Below are 25,816 nucleotides of genomic sequence, written 5' to 3'. Positions count from 1 at the left end.
GAATGAAGCAGAGAGAGTTAAAATATAAATATTCCAACATACTCTCCGTGACGGGTTTAGTCACAGTCTGTGCTTTGCCGTCTTTTTATGCTTGGAGTGAAGAAGAAACCACGTATGAATTTAACAGTGGTTTTATTATCGGTAGCCAAGAGAATGTTGATTTTGACCGATTTAACACCACAGGGATTAGTCCAGGAAAGTATTCTGTTGACGTGTATACCAACGGTAGTTGGAAAGGGCGCTATGACCTTGATTTTGTAGCAAAAGAAAATGGTCAACTCGGCACCTGTTATACGCCTGCACTATTATCTGACCTTGGAATTAATGTTGAAAAATTTGCACCAGCTGCATCCCTTGATAGCAAAGAATGTCTCTTTTTGAATCAATGGAACAGTGAGGCTGATGTGAGCGATATATTTCACACCTCTACGCTACGTGTGGATATATCTGTACCGCAAATATATGAGCAAAAATCCTCTCGAGGATATGTTTCAGAACAATTCTGGGAAACAGGGATCCCCGCATTAAACCTAGGTTATATGGGGAACTATTATGATAGCCATTCTAACGATAATAATAGTGCGAGTGCTTATCTTGGATTAAATGCTGGACTAAGCTATGACGGCTGGATGTTAAAGCATATTGGGAATTTAAGCTGGCAGCGTAAAGAGGGAGCGAGTTGGCATAGTAACCAAACGTATTTACAACGTCCTGTTGCCTCGCTCAAAGCAAAAGCAACTGCGGGTCAGTTTTATACCGACGGTGACATGTTTGATAGCATTAGTCTGTTAGGGGCTAGAATTGCTACCGATGACAGTATGTATCCCGATAGCATGAGTTCTTTTGTACCTGAAATTCGTGGAGTGGCACAGAGTAACGCATTAGTGACCGTTAGACAAAATGATGTGGTCATTTATCAAGCATCAGTTTCACCTGGACCCTTTAACCTGACGGATGTTTATCCCTCTGGTTACGGAAATGACCTTGTGGTGACAGTAAAAGAAGCTGATGGTAGCGAATCTTCATTTAGCGTACCTTACACCTCTTTGGCTCAATTATTACGCCCTGGCTATACCCGCTATCAGCTCTCTGGTGGTAAATCTGATGCTGAAGGCATTAGTAATCGACCGTTTATTATGCAAGGTACTCTGCAACACGGCTTAAATAATACCTTTACGCTGTATGGCGGTTTGACCGCATTTGATGATTATCAGGCTTATTTGCTCGGTGCAGGTGTGAATACGGTTATTGGTGCCGTTGCTGTGGATGTGACACAGTCAAGAACGGTGTTTAACCAAAAGACCGATATGGGGCAAAGCTACCGTTTTACATTTAATAAACTATTTTCTGAAACAGATACCAACCTAGTCTTAGCGGCTTATCGTTATTCAACTGAAGATTACTTTAGCTTATCCAATGCACTGTATGCCATTGACTCAGATAAAAAAGGTATGAATAGCTCATTGGGTCGTGAAAAGAATGGTTTTAGCTACACGATTAACCAAAACTTGCCTTACGAGTTAGGAAGTTTCTATTTTACAGGACGTATTTCAAGTTATTGGAACCGCTCAGGTATTGAAAAACAGTATCAACTAAATTACACCAATCAATATGACCGCGTCTCATACGGTGTTTCGTTTATGAGAGTCTATTCCGATAACACACAAAGAAGCCAAGATGACCGTGTAAGTTTAAACGTAAACTTCCCACTCTATTTTGGGGATAACCACTATACGACAATTACGTCCAACACCACGTTTAATAATGATAAATTTGGATCTTCTCAAGTGGGTGCTAACGGCTCATTTGATGCGGACAATAACTGGACTTACGGTTTAAACACTTCTGTAGAAAATGGTGGAAGCAGCAATTTTGCATTGAATACGGGCTACCAAACGCCAGTAGTGACGACCAATGCTAACTACAGCCAAGGTCAAGGCTATCGTCAATATGGCGCATCCGCGAATGGATCCATGATAGTGCATTCTGGCGGAGTGACTTTATCACCAAATACCTCATCGACCATCGCACTAATTGAAGCAAAAGGTGCGGAAGGTGCATCAGTGATGGGATCGCACAATACCAAGATTGATAGTCGTGGCTATGCGGTGGCGCCATATGTTCGACCATACCGTATTAATAATATCGATCTTGACCCGAAAGGTAGCCCTGAAGATATCGTATTCAGCAGTACTACGGCGCAAGTTGTACCGTATGAAGGCAGTGTTGTTAAAGTCGTTTTTGATACCAAAATTGAAAAAAATGAAGTGTACAACGTGATTCGAGCAGGTAATAAAACACTACCATTTGGAGCCAATGTAGTTGATTCAAAAGGTGATTACATTGGTATTGTAGGGCAAGGTGGTACCGTATTTATCAGCAATAATGAATCAAAAATCGCGACAGTAAAATGGGAAGGCGGTGAATGTTCATTCCCATTAACGGCTGAAAATAGTCAGGAAAGTCTATGTCAATAATCAAAAAATGGCGCTGGCTAATTGGCGCAAGTGTACTTCTTACTACACAGTATGCAGCTGCACATATTACAGGCTGGGATCATTGCGACAGAAGTAGGCAGCCCACCTACCGACTAAATATGGATATGGGGAGAGTGGTGGTTGATGCCACTTTGCCTGTAGGTGGTGTTATCGCCAGTAAAACATGGCCACTGGATACAACAAACCGTACTTATCTAACCTGTTATGGGCGTAACGTGATTGACGCAGAAATCGTTATGCCTGGCTTACGAGATATAGGTGATAAGGTATACCAATCTAGCATACCGGGGATCGGTATGAAATTTGAAAGAACGGGTCAAGTGAGTATGGTTTACCCTAGCCAATATGTGGTTAACGGTGGTTGGAGTGGAACAAATTACTATTTAGCGGGTTCAACATTCACGTTGAAGTTAATTAAAACAGCGGAAGTTACTGGTTCAGGTACGATTGCAAGAGGCGAATATACGGAATATGGTTATCAAGGACGCTCGGACCCTATTTTGACGACATCGTTAAATGCGAATGCGATCACCATTGTTTCACCTTCATGCATTATTGAAAGTGGAAAACAACAGAATGTGTATCTCAATACGATTAAACGTTCTGATTTAACTGCAAGAGATCACACTACAGGTGCGAAAGATTTTGATATTGTCTTAAGATGTAGCGGTGGAACAACGGTATCGGGGCAGGCTGATATTAAGATGGATTTCAGTGCGAATAGATCAGTTAGTGCTGTTGAAGGCGTGTTAAAGAATGATGCAACAGGATCCAGCGCCGCACAAGGTGTTGGTATTCAGGTAATAGAAAGAAAAAGCTATGCTCCAATCAATTTTGGCAAACCTTTTTATGTTGGTAAGCTGGCAAACTCTCAAGAAAAAATATTTACAATCGAGTTGATTGCCCGTTACTTTCAATTTGCCGATTCTATCTCTTCCGGTGAAGTAAGGTCGCATATGGTATTTAATGTGACTTACGATTAACAACAATTATGAATTAAGTTCATCTTAAAAAACGCCTATTTTATGAAATCATAGATAGGCATTTTTTGTTTCTAAATAATATTAATTATTAAGAGTGGCATGAGGTCTGATCTTATTTTTAATATAGGGATGACATACTATTTATAGATGGCTAATAAGGCAAATACCCAGAAAGTTAATCTTGACCAATGAAGCTCAATAATTTCATTAACTTAAACTGGGTATTTTTAGATAATCAAAAAATGATTATTAAAGATGATGTTTAGATGGAGCAATTACACTTTCTGCTGCGTATTGTAATTCTTTATTTGGAATATCAAATGCTAAACCATCGTTATTTTTTATTTCACTTTTATAACCATTAAAAAACCATTCTATAGGACACATTAAAATTTCAGAAATATCAAGTAGATGGTCAATTGGAATCTTGTTTACTCCATTTTCATAACGCGATATTTGCTGCTGACTTAAATGCAACCTATCGGCTAGGTTTGCGCCTGACAAACCCAGTTCTTTTCTCCGATTTTTTATTCTAAGCCCAATGACACTATGAATGTCCATATGACATACTCAACTTATTATTAAGGATATTATTAGTCGTTTACGCTAGATATTATATTAAAATACATACTACTTTAAAAGCTAATAATTAGAATTAATGTTAATTTCAATCATCATTTTTCATTTAATGATGCTCAAATTTAACAATGCATTCAATAATTGGCTTTAAGTTATTTTGAATATTTATAATAAAAATAACAATAAGAATATACCGCTAAAACAATACGGCTAAACCTGTTTATTCAGTAAAGCAAGTAACATGAATTTTGTAGTTAAATTGTTTAAATTATTGATTCATTTGGTTAAAATGTTCCATTTTGAAACGTTACTTATATTCCTAATTTTTATTTGATATTTTCATTGGAACTATTAATTTTGTTTTTTTTATTAAGTTTAAATATATTAAATTAATTTCAAAATAAAATTTAAATATGAAATCTAGCTTAATCAAAGAAAATAAAGTTGTAATTTAAAGCGTTGTGGGAAGATATTTTAGATTAAAAATAAAACGCGCAACACTATACTAAGTATAAATATAAAGTATACTTAAATGAAGTTTATTCGTTTTATCACTGAGTGTGTGAGGGTAACATGAAACTGTATATCTATGATCATTGTCCATTTTGTGTTCGTGCAAGAATGATTTTTGGTTTAAAAAAAGTTGCAGTAGAAGAGGTTATTTTGCTGGATAACGATATTGAAACCCCAACACGTATGATAGGGCGTAAAATGGTACCTATTCTACAAAAAGATGATGGTAGCTATTTACCCGAGAGTTTAGATATTGTGCGTTATATTGATCAATTAAGTGAACCTCGCTTAGCGATAGGGAATATTAATCCCGAGATTGATAATTGGTATAAAGCAGTTTCTTCGACGGTATCCAAATTAGTGACGCCACGTTTTACTGAATCTGAGTTTCCAGAAATAGCCACCGTGGAAGCTAAAGCCACGTATATTCAGCGTGTTAGCAAGTTCCATGGTGATGATCTATCCGTGTTGCGTAAAGAAACTCATACGTTATTAATTGAGTTAGAACCGTATCTGGATCTCTTAGATGTATGGTTGGAAAAACGTAACAAAGCGCTTGTTGATATTAATGACTTCATTATTTTCCCTGTGTTGCGTAGTTTGAGTATTGTGAAGGAAATAGGGTTCAGCACAACAATTCATGATTATATGGACCGAACATCAAAAGCGACAGGAATTAATTTACTATTTAATCAAGCTAAATAGTCTATAAGGTTTTTGAAAGAATAAGATAAAAAAACCGCCAGATTTAAAATGGCGGTTTTTTATTTTGCAATAAAGGCAGAATTACTGCATATAATCACTCAAAGTATAAACAAGTTTATAATGCCCTTGCGTTAACATTAAATGATTTTTGGATAGTGTTACTGTTGCGCCATTGGTCAGCATACGATTAATTAATGCATCCCATCGTGAAAGATCTTCATCTACGCACTCTAATTCTGTTTTACTTAATGTTTTAACTTTCAATGTTGCATTATTGATTACACCCATTCCGTTAAAATCATTACACATTGAGGCAGAAACAAACATTTTTTCACCAAAAGAAATTGATGGGGTTGTTTGCTTTTTGGGAACCAGGCGTCCATCTACTTTAGTTAAGACAAAGTTATGATGCATCAATTGTTGCTCAAGAGATTGTTGGCTACTACCTGCCTTGACTTGATGAGTTTGGCAAGCTGCGAGCAACAATCCAAAGAGGGTTAGTGGGATCAGTCTTTTCATGATGCGTGATCCCGCTAGGGCTTAACAACATTCGGGCAGTTTTCGCCACGGCTGACTTGTTGAATATTGCTCAACGTTGTTAAGCTGATACTGGTTAACGCTTCTTCCGTCAAAAATGCTTGGTGCCCAGTAAATAATACGTTGTGGCAAGAGGACAGTCGGCGGAAGATATCATCTTGAATGACATCATTGGATTTATCCTCAAAGAACAAATCTCTTTCATTTTCATATACATCCATGCCTAATGCACCAATTTTTTGGGATTTTAGTGCATTAATAGCAGCCGCGGAGTCAACTAAAGCACCACGACTGGTATTGATAATCATGACGCCAGGTTTCATGCGATTAAAGGCATTTTCATCGAGTAAATGGTGGTTTTCTGGGGTCAACGGGCAGTGTAGAGAAATAATGTCAGATTCTCTATAGAGGGTATCTAAATCGACATATTCTGCACCAATATCGAGAGCGACTTGGTTTGGGTAAGGGTCGTGAGCCAGCAAACGCATTCCAAACCCCTTCAAAATACGCAAGGTGGCTTGACCAATTTTACCTGTACCAATAATGCCCGCAGTGCGGTTGTGCATATTAAAGCCAGTTAAGCCTTCCAGCGAAAAGTTAGCATCGCGCGTGCGTTGATAAGCACGATGAATGCGACGATTCAGGCACAACATCATACCAACAGCATGTTCGGCGACGGCCTCAGGAGAATAAGCGGGAACTCGTACAACTTGAATACCTAATTCATTGGCGGCATCTAAATCTACATTGTTAAAACCTGCACAGCGTAAAGCAAGAATATGGATATCAAGAGCAGCAAGCTCTTCTAACACGGCACGGTTTGCTTCATCATTGACGAAAATACAAACAGCATCAGCGCCTACGGCATTTTTGGCGGTTTGGACTGTTAATGGGAAATCAAAGTATTCAATATTAAAATTAAACTCTGACTGTTGGTTGACCTGTTCCATATGTTTTCGATCATACTGTTTGGTGCTATAGGAAACAATTTTCATCAGAGGAACTCCATAATGTATAGGAACCAATAAATGAGACATTGTAGGTAAAATAAACAAACCCACAAAAATATGCGTCCAGAATAAGACAAATAGTGATGTAAATCACCTTTAAATTAATAAAATATCCCTCTGTTTACGTTTGATTTTCGTTTACATATCCTGTTTAACAAATAAAGGTCTTTTTAGTGTTAAAATGCTGCAATTGTTAAGTTTTATTTTTTCCTTTTAAGGACTAGATAGATTTTAAAGAATAGAAAAGTTAAGGAGTTACGTGAAAATTTGCATTATTGGCATATCCGGGGCAGGGAAAACAACGCTCGCTCAAAAGTTATCGGAAGAATTTAGTCTCCCTGCATATGGTTATGATGAAATTTATTGGGATAAAACCCAAACTGAGTACGTTAAAAAGACTCTGGGAACTATGAAGTCACTAATTTCGGAGATCAAATGTAAAGATAGCAGGATAATGGAAGGGTCTTATGACAAGTGTTTAGTGCCATTTTTCGCAGCTAATCCTATATTTGCCGAAAAAGTGAAGATTGTGCATGATACACAATCATATTTTCGTGAAATTACCAACCATGCCACATCGCATAATCACTAATAACTGACTGAAAATAATGTAGTAACAGAATGAACGGATAGGGTTAAGTTGTTCATTTCTGTTTTAAAAGATTAGAATATCTTTATCTAAATAGAGAAGATTATTATGGAAATGACCTATATCGCTATGCAAGTTGTTGAGCTGCTAGTTCCAACGCATCCTTTCGCTTTGTTTTCATCCATTTCTTCAATGATCTTCATTGCCGCTTTATGAATATAGCTATGTTTAGAGAATATTCATGAAACGAGCGATAAAAATACTGCTTTTATTCTTAGGCGCTATGGTAGTGCTTCTGATGATTTTATGGTCAACGTTAACACGTTGGGCGCCTGTTGTAGCCAATCACTTTTTACCCAGCCCCGTGACGTTGTCACTTTCTGCACCCCATATTGTTGACCGGCAAATTCGATTTTCTCATGCGGAGTTAACGGCAACGGATTGTTCGCTCGTGACATTAACCAATATCTATATTTCTATTTTCCCTATCAGAATCAAGGCTGATGGGCTTGATATCAATGCCGAGTGTTTGAATCAGGTTAAAACGAGCGAAGAGCCGTCCAGCCCACCGGTGAATATGACTGATATATTGGATGCCATCCCTCAATTTTCACTGGTTATTGATAAAATTAATTTACGTTCTTGGGAACAGTATCAAGGTAGTTTGTGGTTGAGAAGCACGCCTGATTTTCCACTTATGCTTGATTATCAAAGTGAAAATTTACGCGTATCTTCTCTAGTCAATCAACAAAACCAGTTAATTATCAATCAATTTTCTGCAACCTTACCCCAAAGTCCATTAATGCTGGAACAGTTACAAGCACCAGATGTGCTTAAGCAGAAAGAGGAACCACAGCATATTGAATTAACGGCTCAGTTAACGTTACCGCTCACTAGCGATCAACTTCCCGAGACGGGAGATATCGATGCTCAGTTTAAGCTTCTTGAATTAAATAAACTTTTGCAGACTAAACTGCACTGGCAGCAAGACCAAGGTTTACTCACTGTGATGGATGTCGAACAGCAACAAGAATTATTTCACCTTCCTTGGCACGTATCATCGTCCCAAGTCATTGTGACTGATGGGCAGTGGCGCTGGAATGATGCTGACATTCCATTACATGGTGGGATTGCATTTCAGATTGATCACTGGAATCAAACTTGGAGTGAATTTGTCGTTTCAGGGCGGTTAAATATGCTAACTGATGCGAAAAAAGGTAAAGCAAATTTAGTTCTTACTGTTGAACCAAGCCGAATTAACCTTCTAGATGGCGACATTAATTTTAGGCTGAATGGTCAAGTTAAGTATGATGACATGGTGTTAGATATCAATTTACCCGCAAAAATTGCAGGTCAATTGGTTTCCCCTACAGTGGCATTTATGCCAGGCTCCTTAATGAGAGCCTATGGACGACTTTCCCCCACGATTTTGTTACGTGAAATACGATTCCCTCTCGCTGGAACGCGTTTAAATGCAGATGGGATCACCGGTCGTTTACAGGCTATTTTAAAAGTGAAAGAGCAATATTGGGGTGATTTTGATATTCATCTTGATGGTAGCGCGAATAAATTTAATATCGAGCAAGGCAAATGGTTTTGGAATTATTGGGGAAATGCTCAATTACCTGCATTATCTGCACACTGGGATGTTAAGGGTAATGGTAGCTGGCAAGATACGCAATTGACACTCAATAGTTTAAATACAGGTTTCGACCAGATTAAATATGGTCTACTTTCGATGTCTGCACCTAGGCTTAAGCTCACATCACCATTAGTTTGGCAACGGGATCCGGCAAAAGCGAATTTTTACGGCGGATTACAGCTAACCAGTAATCGTATGTTATTTGGTTCTGAGAGTTATTTGCCTAAAATCACAGCTAATGCCGAGCTCAAAGGCACATCACCGGCAAGTTTTCAGCTAAAAGGGGATTTAAGTACCCGCCAAGTTGGACCTATTGTCATTTTTGGGCGTTGGGATGGAGAGCGTTTACGTGGTGAAGCGCGTTGGCCTGAACAGTCGGTAAAAGCATTTCAGACATTAATTCCGAAAGACCTTGGAATTGAATTGCGCGAAGGTAAACTTTTTTCTCAGGCTGCTTTTTCCATGACACCAGAAAATGGGTTTATTGCTGGTGGACATTGGCGAGTTCAAAATACCAGCTTATGGATGAAAGATGGCGAGCTAAATGGATTGGACTTTGTCCTACCGTGGAAATTACACAATAGCACTTGGACGTTAGGTGAGAAATCACCAGTTGAATTGCGTATTAAACACATCTCGAATTTATTTGAATTTACCAATGTTAAAGCTGATTTGTCAGGTACGTATCCCCCGACTGAGACGAATCCAATTCAATTAAGCAATGTTGGATTTAACATGCTAGGCGGTGAAATTAGCCTCGATATATTGCGTTGGCCACAAAATAAACCAGCGACAATTAGCGTTCACGAAGTGGAACTCAGTGAACTATTTACAAAACTAAAAGTTTCCCAATTTGCCGTTTCTGGGCGAGTAAACGGGGAATTACCGTTTTATTTGGATAATCCGGAATGGATAATTAAAGCGGGATGGATGGAAAATAGCGGACCACTTACATTGCGCTTGGATACCAATTTTGTGGAATCTATCGCGGCTGATAATATTTCAGCAGGCTCTGCAATTGGTTGGCTGCAATATCTTGAAATTCAACGTAGTCGCACCGATGTCAATGTCACGAATTTGGGATTACTCACTATGTCGACTATTCTTGAAGGGTATAACACCAAAGAAGCGAAAAAGCGTGAAGTACATTTAAATTATCAGCATGAAGAAAATATTTTTCAGTTGTGGCGCAGTCTGCGTTTTGGTAGTGGCTTAGAAGAATGGCTCGAAAAAAATCTATAAGAGATAAAAGGAATACTGTGAAAACATTAAAACTGATCATGATGATGACAATGGCTTCGTTATTAACAGCGTGTTTACGTGTTGAAGTTGCTACACCTGATAAGCCGATTAATATCAATATGAATGTCAAAATTGAACATGAAATTCAAATCAAAGCTGATAGGCAAGTCGAAGAGTTACTAAAAGAAAATAGTGATTTATTTGGTGAGGTGAAAGCGAAATGATGAATTGGTTTAAGGCAATCGCTTTATGTTCGACGCTAAGCGTATTCTCTGCATTTGCTCTGACGGTTGAAGAAGGGAAATCTCATGGGCTTGTTGGTGAAACATTGTCAGGGTATTTGGCAGTGATTGACCAAAATAGTGATAATGCAAAGCAATTAGTTGAGCGTATTAACGCTGAAAGGAAAAATAGATACGCGGAAATTGCGGATAAAAACGGGCTTAAAACCAATGATGTCGCAAGAATCGCAGGGCAAAAGCTGGTAGACCGGGCGCCTACAGGAGAATATGTACGCGGTATTAATGGGCAATGGGTACAGAAAAAATAAAATGCGCACTAGGTTGTGCGCATATAGTGACAAATAAGAATGCCTAGTTTAACGAGGCATTTTATTAGGCAATCAATGTATTCATATGATCTCTGGCCTGAGAATGAGCATTCTCAACTGATTCAGCACCGAGTGCAGTACCTTCTGCAAAAATAAATTCAATATCTGTAATGCCAATAAAATTCAAGAATAACGTGATATAAGGCACCATAATATCCGTTGGTGTATCTTTATAAATTCCGCCACGACTTGTTAGTACATATGCACGTTTATTATTTAATAAACCGACAGAACCTTGCTCGGTATATTTAAAGGTATGCCCTGAGCGGGCGATAAAATCAAAATAGTGCTTCAGTTGAGAAGGCACTGAAAAATTGTACATAGGTGCCGTGATCACTAAAACATCACTTTGCTTAATCTCATCAATCAGTTGATTTGATAGGTCTAAAAGTGCTTGTTGCTGTGCTGTTTTAGTGTCAGTTGGCGCAAAAGCTGCTAAAATTTCGCCATCAATGGCAGGGATAGGCTGCTTAACTAAATCTCTAACGAGAAATTCATCAGTAGGATTTTTTTCTTTCCACTGTTGTACAAAATAATCGGCCATTTTGTTGCTGTGTGAGTAATCCGCCAGAATGCTGGATTTCAATAGTAATACTTTACTCATTATTTTCCTCAAAACTCATATGTCGCTCATTGAATAATGATGATACTCCGTATGTGACGCATTAATAAGAAGAAATTTAGAAGGATTAGTTCGAAAAAACTGATGGTATTTGTATGAGATAACTAAAATCATAAAACAGACCAAAATATTATCTTTAGCCGCTTCATGATGATAAATAGAACAGTGGCATTATAACAAATTGAAATATAAGGATTTAAGAATGGATCCCATTCTGTCAGCATTACAGGCTGAAATTGAACAAACATCATTGCGTGATCAATGGCAATTGAAGAAACGCTTGCATGGCATAGCAAAAATACAAGACCCAAAATCCCGTATGGCAGTGATTGACGTGATTAAAGGGGATGTTGAAAAGGCGAAACAGAAAGTTGAGAAAAAACGCCTGAATATGCCAAAAATTGTTTACCCAGAAAACTTACCTGTTAGCCAAAAGAAACAAGCTATTTTTGATGCTATAAGTCAGCATCAAGTTGTGATTATTGCCGGAGAAACTGGCTCAGGTAAAACGACGCAGATCCCTAAAATTTGCCTAGAACTGGGGCGTGGAGTAAAAGGATTTATCGGTCATACTCAACCGCGGAGGCTAGCTGCTCGCTCTGTCGCTTCACGTTTAGCACAAGAATTAGAGTGTGAATTGGGTACAAATGTCGGTTATAAGGTTCGCTTTAGCGATCAGGTTAGTGATACCACTCAAGTTAAGTTAATGACGGATGGTATTTTATTAGCAGAATTACAAAATGATAAATTACTTCTGCAATACGACACCATTATTATCGATGAAGCTCACGAGCGGAGTTTAAATATCGATTTTATTTTAGGGTATTTACGTCAATTATTACCTAAACGCCCTGATTTAAAAGTCATTATTACGTCTGCAACCATTGATCCTGAAAGATTTTCTCGTCATTTCGGTCATGCGCCAATTGTGGAAGTCTCTGGGCGTACTTATCCAGTTGAAGTGCGATATCGTCCCATTATGGGCGATGATAATGACAGCGATCGTGACCAGATTGACGGCATTATTGATGCTGTTAATGAGCTTGGACGTGAAAGTGCAGGTGATATTCTGATCTTTATGAGCGGTGAGCGTGAAATTCGAGATACCGCTGACGCTTTATCCAAACTTCAATTACGTCACACCGAAATTTTGCCACTGTTCGCAAGGTTGTCTAACAGTGAACAAAATCGTATTTTCCATCCTCATGGTGGGCGTCGAATTATACTTGCAACGAACGTGGCAGAAACGTCGTTAACAGTACCCGGTATAAAATATGTTATTGATACAGGTTATGCGCGGATCAGCCGGTATAGTTATCGCACGAAAGTACAACGTTTGCCAGTAGAAGCGATTTCTCAAGCTTCCGCTAACCAGCGTAAAGGGCGGTGTGGACGTGTTTCAGATGGTATCTGTATCCGTTTGTATTCTGAAGAAGATTTCCTATCTCGACCTGAATTTACCGATCCTGAAATTCTGAGAACTAACTTGGCATCCGTCATTTTACAAATGACCTCGATAGGGCTTGGAGATATCGCTGCATTCCCATTTGTAGAAGCACCGGATAAGCGAAATATTCAAGACGGTGTCAAATTACTGGAAGAGCTCGGTGGGATCCAACCTCATAAGGAAGTAGACAAAGGATACCGTTTAACTGATATCGGCCGCCAGTTAGCACAATTACCTGTGGACCCACGTTTAGCGCGAATGGTGATTGAAGCACGAAAATATGGTGCGGTACGTGAAACGATGGTGATTGTTTCCGCATTGTCCATTCAAGACCCTCGTGAAAGACCGTTAGATAAACAGCAAGCTTCCGATGAAAAGCATCGACGCTTCCATGATAAGCAGTCAGATTTTCTGGCATTTTTAAATCTGTGGGATTATTTAAAACAACAGCAAGAGGAACTTTCTAACGCACAATTTAGAAAAATGTGTCGTCAGGATTTCCTTAACTACCTGCGGATTCGTGAGTGGCAAGATCTCTACACACAATTGCGTCAAGTGGTAAAAGAGCAAGGATTTGCTATCAATAGTGCGGCGGCAGATTTTCGCAGTATTCATGTCTCTTTATTGGCAGGGTTGTTATCGCACGTTGGTCAAAAAGATGCGGAAAAACATGAATTTACCGGAGCAAGGAATGCCAGATTTACTATCTTCCCTGGGTCAGGTTTATTTAAAAAACCGCCGAAATGGACGATGGTTGCTGAGCTGGTTGAAACCTCAAAATTATGGGGGCGTATTGCCGCGTCTATTGATCCTGAATGGATTGAGCCATTAGCGGAGCATTTGGTTAAACATCACTATAGTGAGCCACATTGGTCGAAGTCAGAAGGTGCCGTTATGGCATCAGAAAAAGTGACATTATATGGGCTTCCGATTGTGGCATCGCGCCAAGTCAATTATGGGGTGATTGATCCACTATTGTGCCGTGAATTATTCATTCGTCATGCCTTAGTGGAAGGGGATTGGAATACCCGTCACGCATTTTTTAAAGCTAACCTAAAATTGTTATCTGAAGTGGAAGATTTAGAACACAAATCACGCCGACGTGACATTTTGGTCGATGACGAAACGTTATTTGCGTTTTATGACCAACGTATTCCGAATGATGTGATCTCATCTCGCCATTTTGATAATTGGTGGAAAACTGTATCAAAACAGCAGCCTGATTTACTTAGTTTTGAAAAAAACATGCTGATCAAAGAGGATGCAAGTACCGTTTCCGCACTGGATTACCCCAATTACTGGTATCAGGGGGATCTTAAATTCCGCCTCAGTTACCAGTTTGAGCCGGGAACGGATGCTGATGGGGTTACTGTTCATATCCCATTGGCTATCTTAAATCAGGTACACAATATTGGCTTTGATTGGCAGGTGCCAGGATTACGTCATGAATTGATTGTTGCGTTGATTAAATCATTGCCAAAACCAATCCGCCGTAATTTTGTGCCTGCGCCTAACTATGCTTCGGCATTTTTAGAGCGAGTTCCAATGCCTGAAGGCAGCGTGCTCGATAAATTAGAGCGTGAATTACGCCGAATGACTGGTGTGACAGTGGAACGCGAGTCTTGGCAGTTAGACCAACTGCCAGCGCATTTAAAAATGACCTATCGGGTGGTAAACGATAAAAATAAAACTGTCGCTGAAGGGCAAGATTTAGATGCTTTAAAAAATAGCCTTAAGGAAAAAGTGCAAGAAACACTGTCTGAAGTTGTGGATGATGGTATTGAGCAAAGTGGCTTACATATTTGGAGTTTCGGTGAACTGCCTCAACGTTATGAGCAAAAACGTGGCGGTTATTCTGTTAAAGCTTATCCTGCATTAGTCGATGAAAAGAACAGTGTAGGTATTCGGGTTTTCGAAACTGAATTTGAGCAGCAGCAAGCGATGTGGGGCGGAGTTCGTCGATTATTATTATTGAATATCCCATCACCGATTAAGTATCTTCATGAGAAATTGCCAAATAAATCTAAATTGGGCCTCTATTTTAACCCCTATGGTAAAGTGCTTGAATTAATTGATGATTGTATCGCATGTGGTATTGATCAGTTGATTGCAACATATGGTGGTGCGGTCTGGAATGAAGAGCAGTTTGAATCATTGAAAGAGTATGCTCGGGCAGAGTTGAATGATGTAGTTGTCAATATTGCGAAGCAGGTTGAGCAGATCTTAACCGCAGTATTTGCGATCAATAAACGATTAAAAGGACGTGTGGATTTTTCGATGGCATTGGCGTTGTCAGATGTAAAAGCACAAATGTCAGGGTTAGTCTTTAAGGGTTTTGTCACGGAGCAGGGCTGGAAGCGACTACCCGATATCTTGCGTTACTTAAATGGAATTGAGCGACGATTAGAAAAATTGGCGATTGATCCGAATCGTGACCGCGCGCAGATGAGTAAAGTTGAGCATGTGCAAACTCTGTGGCAACAGTGGATGAGTAAACTGACACCGCTGCAAAAACAATTACCTGAGGTACAAGAGGTTCGTTGGATGATTGAAGAGCTACGAATCAGTTTATTCGCTCAGCAGCTTGGAACACCTTATCCGATTTCAGATAAACGTATTATCCAAACGATGGAAAGTTTGACTCAGCAACTGTAATGAGCCAGTCAAGATAATCATTAACGCGTGAAGTGGGAACATTGCCACTCACGCGTTTTTTATTTCGTCATTCTAGTCTGTTTTGCTTTTTTAGTTACAACATACTATTGGGTGATAATACATTTAACTTAACAACTGTGCTGTTGGTCATCATGCCAGTCACTCAGATAAATCAGGGGCAATTCCTTCGTACAATTTGTTGAGCAGTTGATTTAAATTTCATACCTTCAGTTCGATCTTGAGCTTTAATTTCTGCTCGTTTTTGTTGAAAGAAGCTTAACTGTTGTTGTGGAGCTTGTTGAGTAACCGCAGAAATTTGTTGTGGTAGCGAGCGATTTCGCGCTAATCCACGATTAATAAAAGAAGGGTTATCAGCAAACGTGACGGTCCGAGGGGGAATACGCATTTGAATCTCCTTATTTGATGAATGTATTTAAACACTACAACAGATAGAAGAGCGCGAGTTGTAAAAAACGCAGAGCTGAATAACGGGTAATCAAGAGAAGGGAATAGAAAGCGAGCTAAATTCAAGTGGTTAAGTTTAGCTCGCAGATAAAGTATGAATTACGCTAACAAGGAATATAACGCAGGTACAGAAGCGATTGCGATCGCCCACGCCAATACTTTTTCAATTAATTTAAGTGGTGCTTTTGCAGTTTGCTGTGAACGGGCATATAAAAAAATCAAGATCCCCGGAGCATACAGCACAACGGAAAGCATCAAGTTAATCAAACCAGAGGCATAAAGTAACCATAAGCCATACACACTTGCTACAAAGCCGACAGCAAGCAACGCTTTACTGTGGCGTTCATAGGCAACTTTGACTAGAAATGCACCCACTAAAAAGTATGGAACCAAAATCATCTCTGAGGCGATGGTCAGCAGGGTATTGTAGTTACTGCCACTTAACCAAATAAGTACAAGTGATAATTGAACGGCACCATTGGTTAGCCATAAAGATGAAGAAGGGGCATCATTCTTATTCAGTTTATTAAAAATCTTAGGAAATGATTGATATTGTGCGGCGATATATGGCACTTCAGCTGCCATGATTGTCCAGCTCAAGTAAGCGCCACACACTGAAATAATTAACCCTGCGGCGATAATAATGTCGCCACTCGAACCAATTAAGGAAACCATTAAAGTTGCCATGGAGGGGTTTTTAATTTCAGCAAGATCAGCGCGAGGCATGATCCCAAGTGATAATAAGGTAACAAGAATATAGATGATGAGAGCGGAGCTCACGGCAAAAATAGTTGCGAGACCAACATCACGACGATTTTTGGCTCTGGCTGAGACAACCACGGCACCCTCAATACCGATAAATACCCATAGAGTGATCAGCATTGTATCTTTAACTTGTTGCCAAACAGGGATACCAAGGTCAATGCCACTGAAATCCGCATCAAAAATATCGAGTTTGAAAGCAAAAAATGCCAGTACGATAAATAAGCCAAGAGGGACTAACTTTGCCATCGTTGCTAATTTATTAATCCCCGCAGCAGTTTGTACACCGCGCAGGACGAGATAATGCACAACCCACAATAAGATGGATTCACCGATCAAGGCTTGCCAAGTATTACCATCACCAAACACTATATGGTCTGGTGTATCGGTAAAGAAACTGATTGCAGCAAAAACAATGACTAAATAAGAAACGTTGGCGACAACCGCACACAACCAATAACCCCATGCGGAACAAAAGCCAATAAACTCACCGAATCCGACTTTTGCATAAGTAAATATTCCACCATCCAAATCAGGACGAATTCTGGAAAGAAATAAGAGAGAAAATGCAAGAAATAAGATCCCAACGCCCGTGATGGACCAGCCGATGATTAATGCTAACGGGCTCGCCACTTCAGCCATATTTTGTGGAAGGCTAAATACACCAGCACCTACCATGGAGCTAAGAACTAGCGCGGTAAGTGCGGTAAGGCTTAATGTATTTTTCAATGTATATCCTGGTTGTTGTGCAATCAAAAGTTAAAATCACGTTAAGATAGCAATGATATAAATAGATTCACTGTTACAGCTTTTAAATCCAGTTGGATCGCCTGCTAAATTAGAGTGTGGATTCTACGAATGAAATGCATCAGATGCAATGGGAAAATATGCACTTAACAAGATGTTTTATTCACTTTTTTTATTTCAAGGCAAACGGAAGGGGATTTTTAATCGGAATGTGTTCGAGCAAACAGCGACGTATAGCGATTCAATAAAAAAAGCCAGTTCGAATAGCAAACTGGCTTTCATCATAAAATAGAATAATAGATTATTTAAACAGGTCTGCACTGATGGTAACACTACCACCGTTTGACTGCCATTCACGAGTGATATGGTAGTACTTAGCACCTTTTGCTTCAGCACGTTTGGCGATTTGATAACGCACTTCTGGGGTATTTGTGTAATAACCTGAGAAGGTAATAGAATCAAATGGAACCATCATTGCTGCGGCGGTTTTGTTCACTTCTTCGATGACATAACCGCTTGGTAAAGTCACACTCGTACGACCAGGTTGGCTTGTGGATGTTTCAAAGAAACGACCTACGGCTGTTGTTGGTTCATCTGAACTTGCAACACCTGGGATCAGTACTTTATCTGCAGCTTCGCCACCTTGTGCTAACATCGCACGTCCTGCTTCTGAGTCAGCAGGGACAACGGCGTCTTCTTTTTGAATTTGTCGCTTAGGAGCATCTTTCTTATAGATATATGCCGTTGCTAAAGTATTACCACCATCATTCATGGCAACGTTACGAACCACATAAAAGGAGGCTGCGTCTTTTTCTTTAGCTTTTTTCGCGATTGCTTCGTATAAGTCAGGCTCGGATGGGTAGAAACCACTTACGGTAACGGTATCAAATGGTTGATACACTTTGGCATCCGCTTTAGACATTTCTTCTACACCACCGAAAACTCGGCGAGCGGGTTCTTCAACTTTTGGTGCATCTTTCGCATATACATCAGCAACAACACGCATGTTGCCACTGTCACCGACATCATCAAGGCTTTGAATGTAAAAGGCATATGCCCCCATCTTATCAGCCCTACGGGAAACTGCATCGGATGCTTCATAAATAGCATTAAAACGCCCAGTGACGGTTATACGCTCATAAGGTTGTAATTCAGTAGCCTGTTTTGGCGTTAATTCAACAGCCGCCTGTGTAGCGGTTATACTAGTTAATGATAGCACCGCGGCTGCGATGACCGTAGTTTTCAGCTTCATACAAAATCCTTCCGCCTTGCGCAATTTATTATAAACATGCTGAATAATAGTAGTAACACATGGCGGTGATTATTACACGTAACTGCCCATGTTGTCGCACTATTTTATTTTTATAAGACACAAATAATGATTGACTAGTCAAATTTACCAGTTTTTTTTAAGTATCCAGTATTTTATTGACCTAAAACTAAGATTTACACGGTGAATTCCATTTACTGTCTTAGAATCGTGATCAATTATGGATCAATAGGGTTAATTTCAGTAGGTTATTAGGACATTTTACAGCTGTTGAACGACAAAATAAGACTTTTCCTTTTGATAAGGCAGTCATTTTTTGGGCGAATAACCGACAACATAGATTACTTCGAGCTTTAAAAAGGGAATATTATGCGAATTGGTATACCAAGAGAACGACTTGCCAATGAAGCGCGTGTTGCCGCGACACCATCGACAGTGACTCAATTGCTAAAATTGGGTTTTTCAGTGTGTGTTGAGCAAAATGCGGGACATCTAGCAAGTTTTGATGATGCGGCTTACGAGCAAGCCGGTGCGGAAATTGTTGATTGTGAAAGTGCATTTGCTGCAGACATTGTATTTAAAGTGAATGCGCCACTATCAGATGAAATTCCTTTGTTAAAAGAAGGGGCGACCTTAGTCAGCTTTATTTGGCCGGCACAGAATCCTGATTTAGTGGAGGCGTTGAAATCTCGTCATATCAACGTAATGGCTATGGATGCGGTACCTCGAATTTCTCGAGCGCAATCGTTAGATGCCTTAAGTTCAATGGCCAATATTGCGGGTTATCGTGCGATTGTCGAAGCTGCCCATGAATTTGGTCGCTTTTTTACGGGGCAAATTACCGCGGCAGGTAAGGTGCCACCAGCGAAAGTGATGATCATTGGTGCTGGCGTTGCAGGCTTGGCGGCCATTGGTGCCGCAGGAAGTTTAGGCGCAATTGTTCGTGCATTTGATACCCGCCCTGAAGTTAAAGAGCAGGTCCAAAGTATGGGCGCCGAATTCCTTGAATTGGATTTTAAAGAGGATGCAGGCAGCGGTGATGGCTACGCGAAAGTGATGTCTGAGGCATTTATTAAGGCGGAAATGGCATTATTTGCTGCGCAAGCAAAAGAGGTCGACATCATTGTAACGACCGCGTTAATACCAGGACGACCTGCGCCGAAGTTGATCACCAAAGAAATGGTTGAATCAATGAAACCCGGTAGCGTGATTGTTGACCTTGCAGCTCAAACTGGGGGTAACTGCGAACTCACTCAGGCTGATAAGTTAGTGGTTACAGATAATGGCGTTAAAATTATCGGTTACACAGACTTACCAAGCCGTTTACCAACCCAATCTTCTCAGTTATATGGCACTAACCTCGTTAACTTGATGAAACTGTTGTGTAAAGAGAAAGATGGCGAAATCACTATCGATTTCGACGACTTAGTGATTCGAGGTGTTACAGTGATTAAACAAGGGGAAATCACTTGGCCTGCACCGCCAATTCAAGTTTCAGCACAACCACAAGCTAAGCCGAAAGCGGTTGAGAAAGTGAAAGCGCCAGAGAAAAAAATGTCACCTATGACCAAAATGGTTCTTATGGCATTGGCTATCATTCTGTTTGGCTGGTTTGCAAATTCGGCGCCTGCTGAGTTTCTATCGCACTTCACTGTCTTTGCATTAGCCTGTGTGGTCGGATATTACGTGGTGTGGAATGTGACTCATGCATTGCATACACCTTTAATGTCAGTAACAAATGCTATCTCGGGCATTATTGTTGTTGGTGCACTATTGCAGATTGGCAGTGGTGGCTGGGTAAGTTTCTTATCCTTTATTGCGATCTTGATCGCAAGCATCAATATTTTCGGTGGGTTTACAGTAACTCAACGTATGTTAAAAATGTTTCGTAAGGGATAAGGGGTAACTTATGTTGTCAAGTGGAGTTGTGACAGCAGCCTACATCGTTGCTGCTATCCTATTTATTTTTAGCCTTGCGGGGCTATCTCGTCATGAAAGTTCCCAACGTGGGAATACTTACGGCATTATTGGTATGGCGATCGCATTGATTGCGACTATTATGGGACCAAATAGTGCGAATGTGGGTTGGATGATTGTTGCGATGGTGATTGGTGCGGTCATCGGTATTCGTTTAGCCAAGAAAGTTGAAATGACAGAGATGCCAGAGCTGGTTGCTATTTTGCACAGTTTCGTGGGTTTGGCTGCGGTCCTTGTTGGTTTCAACAGCTTTATTGCGAGTGAAGGTCATGCCAGCAATGTGATGGAAAACATCCATTTAACTGAGGTCTTCTTGGGTATTTTCATTGGTGCCGTAACGTTTACTGGCTCAATTGTTGCTTATGGTAAATTGTCGGGAAAAATGTCATCTAAACCAATGATGCTACCGAATCGCCATAAGTTAAACCTTGCAGCTTTAGTTGTTTCCTTTGTTTTACTGGTCATCTTCGTTAAAACGGACAGTGTGGGCTTGCAAGTGTTCATGATGCTAATCATGACAGTCATAGCATTAGCTTTTGGTTGGCATTTAGTGGCATCGATTGGTGGTGCAGACATGCCCGTTGTTGTTTCGATGTTGAACTCTTATTCTGGATGGGCAGCCGCTGCGGCAGGTTTCATGCTCAGTAACGACTTACTGATTGTAACAGGGGCGTTAGTGGGTTCTTCGGGTGCGATCCTTTCTTATATTATGTGTAAAGCGATGAACCGTTCGTTTTTCAGCGTAATAGCGGGTGGGTTTGGTACTGATGGCTCATCAACAGGTTCGGAAGAAGAGATGGGCGAATATCGTGAAACGACAGCGGAAGAAGTTGCTGAAATGTTGAAAAATTCAACCTCAGTGATCATCACTCCAGGCTATGGTCTCGCGGTAGCACAAGCTCAGTACCCAGTGCATGATATTACGGCAAAACTACGTGAGCGCGGTATCAATGTTCGCTTTGGTATTCATCCAGTTGCGGGGCGCTTACCTGGACACATGAACGTCTTATTGGCTGAAGCAAAAGTCCCGTATGACATCGTATTAGAAATGGATGAGATCAACGATGATTTCGCCGAAACGGATACGGTACTGGTTATTGGTGCGAATGATACCGTGAACCCTGCGGCACAAGAAGATCCACATAACCCAATTGCGGGAATGCCGGTATTAGAAGTGTGGAAAGCCAATAATGTTATTGTTTTTAAACGTTCAATGAATACAGGGTATGCTGGGGTACAAAACCCATTATTCTTCAAAGAGAATACCCAAATGTTATTTGGTGATGCAAAAGCTAGCGTAGATGCAATTTTAAAAGCGCTATAATTTATCATTATCTATAAAGTAAACGTAAACGCCCTGAATTCAGGGCGTTTTTATATCAGAAAATTATGTTTTTATTATTCATCGAATTTCGATTCATTGAAGTGGAATAAAAAAGCGCACAACTCTATTCATGCGCTTTTAATATTATGAACTGGGTTTAATCATCAGTGGCATTAATAGGACAAACAAAGCCATCCGGTTTGATTGCAAGCAAATCGCATTTTAGTTTATCAATAACATGCTCAGCGGTGTTCCCTAAAAATGCAGCGGAAAGCCCCGTACGACCCAATATACCGAGCACGACAACACCCGCATGCAGCTCTTCACACATATCAGGAATAATTTTTTCAGGTAACCCTTCACGAACGTGAGTGTATTTCTCATCAATACCAAATTTCTGACGTAAGCTCTTCATGGCTATCAGATGCTGACCACGCAGTGCATTGTTATACAGACTAGGGTCAAAATCGGGAAGTTCAATCGCAATGTTCATCGGTGCGATAGGATAGGCGCTGACTAAATGAATTTCTTGTTCTTTAATGACTCTCTGGGCTAAATCTTGGGTTTTTTCGACGAGCTTGATATTCAAGTCATCGTGGTAGGATTCTTCATTGGAGAGATTGACGGCAACGACAACAGAGCCGTGGTCTGGCCATACTTTGTCTTTCACCATCCAAACAGGACATGGACATTTTCTTAATAAATGCCAATCGAGTGGGGTAAAAATGATAGATTCTAAATTGTCAGTTTGGTGCGCCATTTTCAGTAAAAGGTCATGCTGACCATTAACCACTTCCTGGATAATGGCTTCATACGGTTTATTGTGCCAAATGACTTTGATTTCTATCTCAATTCCTGCTTCTAAATAGAAATGAGCTTGCTGCTTGATCCAAGCGGCTTTCTGGCTGATCACACCTTTGCGCATTGCATTGCGCTCTTCTGGCGAAAGTAGGGTGGTCATATCATAAGATAAGTCGTAGATAGGCAAAAATGCTTTTATCCGCCCGCCATTACGCTGCACGATATAAACTGCTCGCCTTAATGCCGGTTGATCATCCTGATTTGGGTCGATTGCTACTAGAAGATTTTTATAGTTAGCCATGCTGACATCCTCTCAATAAACGGATAGTTCCATCTATCTAAACTATGTTATTGGGGATAAATACGCAAGAAATGTGATTGAAAAGTAACAACGGATCACAAAGTTTGTGACCCGTTTATAGGAAAATTAGCAAGAAACAGGTGAAACTTTACCAGCGATATCAGTCAGTTTAGCCATATCGTCGATAGTGATATATTTGCCTTTAACACTCAGCATACCGCTTTTTTGGAAACGACCTAACAGACGGCTAATGGTCTCAACGGTTAAACCAAGGTAATTACCAATATCGCCGCGTGTCATGGTTAATCTAAACTCTCTTGGAGAAAAACCACGTTCAGCAAAACGATGAGATAGGTTCAGAATAAATGCAGCTAAACGCTCTTCCGCATTCTTCTTCGATAATAAGAGGATCATTTCTTGGTCCCCTTTAATTTCACCGCTCATCAAGCGCATAATTTGCTGACGCAAGTTAGGCATTTTGCCAGATAAATCGTCCAGCGTTTCAAATGGAATTTCACAAACCATTGAAGTTTCTAACGCTTGTGCGAAACTAGGATGTTGTGTATGAATAATGGCATCAAATCCAACAAGGTCACCTGCTAAATGGAAACCTGTAATTTGTTCATCACCTTCTTCTGTAATCGTGTAGCTTTTAATCGTGCCAGAGCGGATTGCGTATAAAGAACGTAATTCATCACCCGCTTTAAATAAAGCCTGGCCTTTTTGAATCGGTTTTTTACGTTCGATAATATTATCGAGTTGATCCAGTTCGTGTTCATTCAATGTAAAAGGGATGCAAAGTTGACTAATACTGCAATCCTGGCAATGAATAGCACAACCACCAGACTGGATGCGACGAACAACTCTTTTTTCTGGGATCATATTAAATGCTCAATCAGGTTAAAATTATTGATATGAGTCAATTTTAGCATAAGATAAGACAACAGGTAAGATCTATATAAGACAGAATCAGGTTCTTAATTAAAAAAGCAAAGAATGCTAAATTTACCAATCTAATAGATTTAGCAGATCATGCTAAACTACGGCATATTAATAATTTCATGAGTTGACATATATTAAATACATAAATTTAATATATAAAAAGAGGAATAAAAAACTCAATAAAAACAGGTTTTATTTTAGGTGATTTATTAGCATTAAATTAACACAAGAATAAACATAAAAATATCATTTTTTCCTATCAGTTTATAAAAAGAGGTCATAATGAGTAACAATTTTATGTCATTGCCGCCACTAATGACAGCTGTAGACATTATAGAGCCTAGCGTTTCAGATGAACTGCAATTAATAGAAATTCCACTCCCAAAATTACTCGCTGGTCACTTAATTGTTAAAGTTGAAGCTGCCGGTGTTAACCGTCCTGATATTTTTCAGCGCAAAGGATCATACCCACCACCTCCAGACGCTTCACCGATCATGGGACTTGAAGTCTCTGGTACTGTTGTGGCTAAAGCGGATGATGTCACTCAGTGGAACATTGGTGATCGTATTTGTGCTCTTGTTGCGGGTGGGGGATATGCAGAATATTGCCTAGTACACCAAGATATCGCGTTACCACTTGGAAATTTATCCTTTGAAGAAGGCGCGGCAATTCCTGAAAACTTTTTTACAGTTTGGGCGAATATGTTCCAAATTGGGCAGTTAAAACAAGGGGAAACCGTGCTTATACATGGAGGAACTTCGGGCATTGGTAGCGTAGCAATAATGTTAGCTAAAGCGTTTGGGGCTACGGTGATAACGACCGTTGGCTCAGAAGAAAAAGCCGCGGTTGCGAAATCGCTTGGTGCAGACTGTGTGATTAACTATCGCACGAATGACTTTGTCACAGCCACTCAAGATTTTACGAGCCATAAAGGTGTGAATATGGTTGTCGATATTATTGGCGGTGATTATGTCAGTAAAAACTATGTTGTTGCGGCAAAATTTGGGCGAATTATTCAAATTGGTATGATGAAAGGTAACCCAACTCAGCTCAACATGATGCCATTAATGGTGAAGCGTTTAATTCACACGGGATCGACAATGCGTTCTCGAAGTAATGAAGAAAAAGCACAAATCGCGAGAGAGTTATATCAGCATGTTTGGGATATAGTCCAAAGCGGTAAAATAAAACCAATCATTAACAAAATATATACATTAAACCAAGTGGAGAGTGCGCATCAACACATGGAGTCAGGTGATTTGATTGGTAAAATTATATTAATAAACAGATAGATGAATGTTGATTTTTTCTCTGTTTTTTATATGATTAGTTAACGATAACTTAGGGTATTATTTTTTATTTATAACAAATAATTTACATTATCAAGTCTTTTAAGCGTAAATATCTCTTTACAGCCAATTAATTTTTGAATTTTTGTGGCTGTCCACAAATCCGAACAAAATTGAGATGAGTTTGTTAATGTTTTAATGAAGATGGATTATATCTATAGACAAGTTGGCTCATTAACGGCTTGTCTACCACTGAATATAGGTTAAGTGATATAAGTCTAGTCATATCATTAACAAGTTGTCAT

General features: G+C 39.8%; 20 protein-coding genes. 11 read left to right on the top strand and 9 right to left on the bottom strand.

The features are described from left to right. The first annotated feature begins 2 nt into the window (after positions 1 to 2). Positions 3 to 2,477, top strand: coding sequence for a fimbria/pilus outer membrane usher protein (locus tag PR766_RS05495; RefSeq protein WP_036983069.1), 2,475 nt, complete (start codon positions 3 to 5; stop codon positions 2,475 to 2,477). Continuing rightward, positions 2,468 to 3,481 (top strand): fimbrial protein, encoded by a 1,014-nt coding sequence (locus PR766_RS05490; protein WP_006659898.1) that lies wholly within the window; start codon positions 2,468 to 2,470, stop codon positions 3,479 to 3,481. The genes PR766_RS05495 and PR766_RS05490 overlap by 10 nt, the downstream gene beginning before the upstream one ends. 249 nt (positions 3,482 to 3,730) lie before the next feature. Here the strand turns inward: PR766_RS05490 and PR766_RS05485 are convergent, their stop codons facing one another. Next, entirely contained in the window at positions 3,731 to 4,042 is a 312-nt protein-coding gene (locus tag PR766_RS05485) for a helix-turn-helix domain-containing protein (protein WP_006661811.1), read from the bottom strand. A gap of 591 nt (positions 4,043 to 4,633) precedes the next feature. Here PR766_RS05485 and grxB point away from each other — a divergent pair. Continuing rightward, positions 4,634 to 5,278: a glutaredoxin 2 gene (gene grxB, locus PR766_RS05480; protein WP_154636620.1), complete on the top strand. Its 645-nt coding sequence runs from the start codon at positions 4,634 to 4,636 to the stop codon at positions 5,276 to 5,278. Positions 5,279 to 5,359: 81 nt separating this feature from the next. On the opposite strand, the gene PR766_RS05475 is transcribed toward grxB, so the two are convergent. After that, complete coding sequence (locus PR766_RS05475) at positions 5,360 to 5,797, bottom strand: META domain-containing protein (RefSeq protein ID WP_154636619.1); 438 nt, start codon at positions 5,795 to 5,797, stop codon at positions 5,360 to 5,362. Positions 5,798 to 5,811: 14 nt separating this feature from the next. Beyond that, complete coding sequence (locus PR766_RS05470; RefSeq protein ID WP_006659894.1) at positions 5,812 to 6,810, bottom strand: 2-hydroxyacid dehydrogenase; 999 nt, start codon at positions 6,808 to 6,810, stop codon at positions 5,812 to 5,814. 274 nt (positions 6,811 to 7,084) lie between these two features. On the opposite strand from PR766_RS05470, the gene PR766_RS05465 reads away from it, so the two are divergent. From PR766_RS05465 to PR766_RS05450, 4 genes are all read left to right on the top strand, one after another. Continuing rightward, positions 7,085 to 7,417 (top strand): EutP/PduV family microcompartment system protein, encoded by a 333-nt coding sequence (locus PR766_RS05465; protein WP_230086859.1) that lies wholly within the window; start codon positions 7,085 to 7,087, stop codon positions 7,415 to 7,417. A gap of 238 nt (positions 7,418 to 7,655) precedes the next feature. Continuing rightward, positions 7,656 to 10,298, top strand: coding sequence for a YdbH family protein (locus tag PR766_RS05460; RefSeq protein ID WP_154636618.1), 2,643 nt, complete (start codon positions 7,656 to 7,658; stop codon positions 10,296 to 10,298). Positions 10,299 to 10,336: 38 nt separating this feature from the next. Then, entirely contained in the window at positions 10,337 to 10,522 is a 186-nt protein-coding gene (locus PR766_RS05455; RefSeq protein WP_036963819.1) for a YnbE family lipoprotein, read from the top strand. Beyond that, on the top strand, positions 10,519 to 10,848 hold the full coding sequence (locus PR766_RS05450) for a YdbL family protein (RefSeq protein WP_006659890.1): 330 nt from the start codon (positions 10,519 to 10,521) through the stop codon (positions 10,846 to 10,848). Before PR766_RS05455 ends, PR766_RS05450 begins: the two co-directional genes overlap by 4 nt. A gap of 64 nt (positions 10,849 to 10,912) precedes the next feature. Here PR766_RS05450 and PR766_RS05445 read toward each other — a convergent pair whose 3' ends face one another. Then, positions 10,913 to 11,512 (bottom strand): FMN-dependent NADH-azoreductase, encoded by a 600-nt coding sequence (locus PR766_RS05445; protein ID WP_006661805.1) that lies wholly within the window; start codon positions 11,510 to 11,512, stop codon positions 10,913 to 10,915. 220 nt (positions 11,513 to 11,732) lie between these two features. Here PR766_RS05445 and hrpA point away from each other — a divergent pair, with 220 nt between their 5' ends. Then, a complete protein-coding gene (gene hrpA, locus PR766_RS05440; RefSeq protein WP_154636617.1) occupies positions 11,733 to 15,632 on the top strand; it encodes an ATP-dependent RNA helicase HrpA in 3,900 nt (1,299 codons plus the stop codon). A gap of 172 nt (positions 15,633 to 15,804) precedes the next feature. Here the strand turns inward: hrpA and PR766_RS05435 are convergent, their stop codons facing one another. The 3 genes from PR766_RS05435 to ydgH all read right to left on the bottom strand — a co-directional run bounded on the left by PR766_RS05435 (position 15,805) and on the right by ydgH (position 18,858). Then, positions 15,805 to 16,038: a hypothetical protein gene (locus PR766_RS05435; RefSeq protein ID WP_006661803.1), complete on the bottom strand. Its 234-nt coding sequence runs from the start codon at positions 16,036 to 16,038 to the stop codon at positions 15,805 to 15,807. A gap of 158 nt (positions 16,039 to 16,196) precedes the next feature. Continuing rightward, the gene (locus PR766_RS05430; protein ID WP_412033752.1) at positions 16,197 to 17,537 is read right to left on the bottom strand and encodes a basic amino acid/polyamine antiporter; all 1,341 of its coding nucleotides are present in this window, start codon (positions 17,535 to 17,537) and stop codon (positions 16,197 to 16,199) included. 370 nt (positions 17,538 to 17,907) lie between these two features. Beyond that, entirely contained in the window at positions 17,908 to 18,858 is a 951-nt protein-coding gene (gene ydgH / locus PR766_RS05425; RefSeq protein WP_006659884.1) for a DUF1471 family protein YdgH, read from the bottom strand. Between the two features lie 387 nt (positions 18,859 to 19,245). On the opposite strand from ydgH, the gene pntA reads away from it, so the two are divergent. Together pntA and pntB are read left to right on the top strand one after the other, a co-directional pair. Further along, positions 19,246 to 20,775 carry a Re/Si-specific NAD(P)(+) transhydrogenase subunit alpha gene (gene pntA / locus PR766_RS05420; protein WP_154636616.1) on the top strand — a complete coding sequence of 510 codons (1,530 nt, stop codon included), beginning with the start codon at positions 19,246 to 19,248 and terminating at the stop codon, positions 20,773 to 20,775. Positions 20,776 to 20,788: 13 nt separating this feature from the next. After that, positions 20,789 to 22,177: a Re/Si-specific NAD(P)(+) transhydrogenase subunit beta gene (gene pntB / locus PR766_RS05415; RefSeq protein ID WP_154636661.1), complete on the top strand. Its 1,389-nt coding sequence runs from the start codon at positions 20,789 to 20,791 to the stop codon at positions 22,175 to 22,177. Positions 22,178 to 22,334: 157 nt separating this feature from the next. Here the strand turns inward: pntB and uspE are convergent, their stop codons facing one another. Together uspE and PR766_RS05405 are read right to left on the bottom strand one after the other, a co-directional pair. Beyond that, positions 22,335 to 23,279, bottom strand: coding sequence for a universal stress protein UspE (gene uspE, locus PR766_RS05410; RefSeq protein WP_006659881.1), 945 nt, complete (start codon positions 23,277 to 23,279; stop codon positions 22,335 to 22,337). A 126-nt stretch (positions 23,280 to 23,405) separates the two neighbouring features. Continuing rightward, complete coding sequence (locus PR766_RS05405) at positions 23,406 to 24,161, bottom strand: FNR family transcription factor (protein ID WP_006659880.1); 756 nt, start codon at positions 24,159 to 24,161, stop codon at positions 23,406 to 23,408. Between the two features lie 342 nt (positions 24,162 to 24,503). On the opposite strand from PR766_RS05405, the gene PR766_RS05400 reads away from it, so the two are divergent. Then, on the top strand, positions 24,504 to 25,514 hold the full coding sequence (locus tag PR766_RS05400) for an NAD(P)H-quinone oxidoreductase (protein WP_187369843.1): 1,011 nt from the start codon (positions 24,504 to 24,506) through the stop codon (positions 25,512 to 25,514). Positions 25,515 to 25,816 lie beyond the last annotated feature (302 nt).

The organism is Providencia sp. PROV208 (assembly GCF_028479465.1).
Taxonomy (GTDB): domain Bacteria; phylum Pseudomonadota; class Gammaproteobacteria; order Enterobacterales; family Enterobacteriaceae; genus Providencia; species Providencia alcalifaciens.
This window is presented reverse-complemented; position numbering and strand designations above follow the sequence as displayed.

Coding starts and splice junctions, on each gene's coding strand:
- ydgH (WP_006659884.1), bottom strand. CDS start 18,858: ATGAAGCTGAAAACTACGGTCATCGCAGCCGCGGTGCTATCATTAACT.
- PR766_RS05445 (WP_006661805.1), bottom strand. CDS start 11,512: ATGAGTAAAGTATTACTATTGAAATCCAGCATTCTGGCGGATTACTCA.
- PR766_RS05495 (WP_036983069.1), top strand. CDS start 3: ATGAAGCAGAGAGAGTTAAAATATAAATATTCCAACATACTCTCCGTG.
- PR766_RS05485 (WP_006661811.1), bottom strand. CDS start 4,042: ATGGACATTCATAGTGTCATTGGGCTTAGAATAAAAAATCGGAGAAAA.
- PR766_RS05450 (WP_006659890.1), top strand. CDS start 10,519: ATGATGAATTGGTTTAAGGCAATCGCTTTATGTTCGACGCTAAGCGTA.
- PR766_RS05460 (WP_154636618.1), top strand. CDS start 7,656: ATGAAACGAGCGATAAAAATACTGCTTTTATTCTTAGGCGCTATGGTA.
- PR766_RS05400 (WP_187369843.1), top strand. CDS start 24,504: ATGAGTAACAATTTTATGTCATTGCCGCCACTAATGACAGCTGTAGAC.
- grxB (WP_154636620.1), top strand. CDS start 4,634: ATGAAACTGTATATCTATGATCATTGTCCATTTTGTGTTCGTGCAAGA.
- uspE (WP_006659881.1), bottom strand. CDS start 23,279: ATGGCTAACTATAAAAATCTTCTAGTAGCAATCGACCCAAATCAGGAT.
- PR766_RS05490 (WP_006659898.1), top strand. CDS start 2,468: ATGTCAATAATCAAAAAATGGCGCTGGCTAATTGGCGCAAGTGTACTT.
- PR766_RS05475 (WP_154636619.1), bottom strand. CDS start 5,797: ATGAAAAGACTGATCCCACTAACCCTCTTTGGATTGTTGCTCGCAGCT.
- PR766_RS05435 (WP_006661803.1), bottom strand. CDS start 16,038: ATGCGTATTCCCCCTCGGACCGTCACGTTTGCTGATAACCCTTCTTTT.
- PR766_RS05430 (WP_412033752.1), bottom strand. CDS start 17,537: ATGGTAGGTGCTGGTGTATTTAGCCTTCCACAAAATATGGCTGAAGTG.
- pntA (WP_154636616.1), top strand. CDS start 19,246: ATGCGAATTGGTATACCAAGAGAACGACTTGCCAATGAAGCGCGTGTT.
- PR766_RS05455 (WP_036963819.1), top strand. CDS start 10,337: ATGATGATGACAATGGCTTCGTTATTAACAGCGTGTTTACGTGTTGAA.
- hrpA (WP_154636617.1), top strand. CDS start 11,733: ATGGATCCCATTCTGTCAGCATTACAGGCTGAAATTGAACAAACATCA.
- PR766_RS05470 (WP_006659894.1), bottom strand. CDS start 6,810: ATGAAAATTGTTTCCTATAGCACCAAACAGTATGATCGAAAACATATG.
- PR766_RS05405 (WP_006659880.1), bottom strand. CDS start 24,161: ATGATCCCAGAAAAAAGAGTTGTTCGTCGCATCCAGTCTGGTGGTTGT.